The sequence below is a fragment of the Colwellia echini genome (assembly GCF_002843355.2).
GTDB classification, from domain to species: Bacteria; Pseudomonadota; Gammaproteobacteria; order Enterobacterales; family Alteromonadaceae; genus Colwellia; species Colwellia echini.
This window is the reverse complement of the sequence record NZ_PJAI02000067.1, coordinates 1-1,188: the sequence shown is the minus strand read 5'-3', so window position 1 is coordinate 1,188 and position 1,188 is coordinate 1. Positions and strand designations below refer to the sequence as shown.

Sequence of the window (1,188 nt, the reverse complement as noted above, 5' to 3'; positions counted from 1 at the left end):
ATTGAAAAATGGCTAAAGCAAAATTTGAACGTCTAAAACCGCATGTTAACGTTGGTACTATCGGTCACGTAGATCACGGTAAAACAACTTTAACAGCTGCTATCTCTGCGGTATTAACTAAAGTTCACGGTGGTGAACTTAGAGATTTCGCACAAATCGATAACGCTCCTGAAGAACGTGAACGTGGTATTACAATCAATACTTCTCACATCGAATACGATACAGAAACACGTCACTACGCACACGTTGATTGTCCTGGCCATGCCGATTACATCAAAAACATGATCACTGGTGCTGCACAAATGGACGGCGCGATCTTAGTAGTTGCTGCAACAGATGGTCCAATGCCACAAACACGTGAGCACATCTTATTATCACGTCAAGTTGGTGTTCCTTACATCATCGTTTTCATGAACAAATGTGACGTTGTAGATGACGAAGAATTATTAGAATTAGTAGAAATGGAAATCCGTGAGCTACTTTCTGAATATGACTTCCCAGGTGATGACTTACCAGTTATCCAAGGTTCAGCATTAATGGCGCTTCAAGGCGATGAAAAATGGGAAGCTAAAGTATTGGAACTTGCTGACCAATTAGATTCATACATCCCAGAGCCAGAGCGTGCAATCGACGGTGCATTCATCATGCCAATCGAAGACGTTTTCTCAATCGCTGGTCGTGGTACTGTTGTAACAGGTCGTGTTGAACGTGGTATCATCAAAGTTGGTGAAGAAGTAGAAGTTGTAGGTATCCGTGATACACAAAAATCAACTTGTACTGGTGTAGAAATGTTCCGTAAGCTTCTTGACGAAGGTCGTGCTGGTGAGAACTGTGGTATTCTTTTACGTGGTCTTAAGCGTGAAGATGTAGAACGTGGTCAAGTACTATGTAAGCCTGGTTCAATTTCTCCTCACACTAAGTTTGAGTCAGAAGTATACGTGTTAAGTAAAGATGAAGGTGGTCGTCATACTCCATTCTTCAAAGGTTACCGTCCACAGTTCTACTTCCGTACAACAGATATCACAGGTGCTGTAGAGCTTCCTGAAGGTGTTGAAATGGTAATGCCTGGCGACAACTTGAAGTTTGTTGTTGAGCTAATCAACCCAGTAGCGATGGACGAAGGTTTACGCTTCGCAATCCGTGAAGGTGGTCGTACTGTTGGTGCTGGTGTTGTTTCAAAAATTATTG

1 protein-coding gene is annotated in these 1,188 nt (G+C 42.4%); it reads left to right on the top strand.

The annotated features are described in order from the left end of the window. Window positions 1-8 precede the first annotated feature (8 nt). Window positions 9-1,188 (top strand): elongation factor Tu (tuf, locus tag CWS31_RS17290; protein ID WP_101342772.1); only part of this gene is annotated, 1,180 nt, incomplete at its 3' end.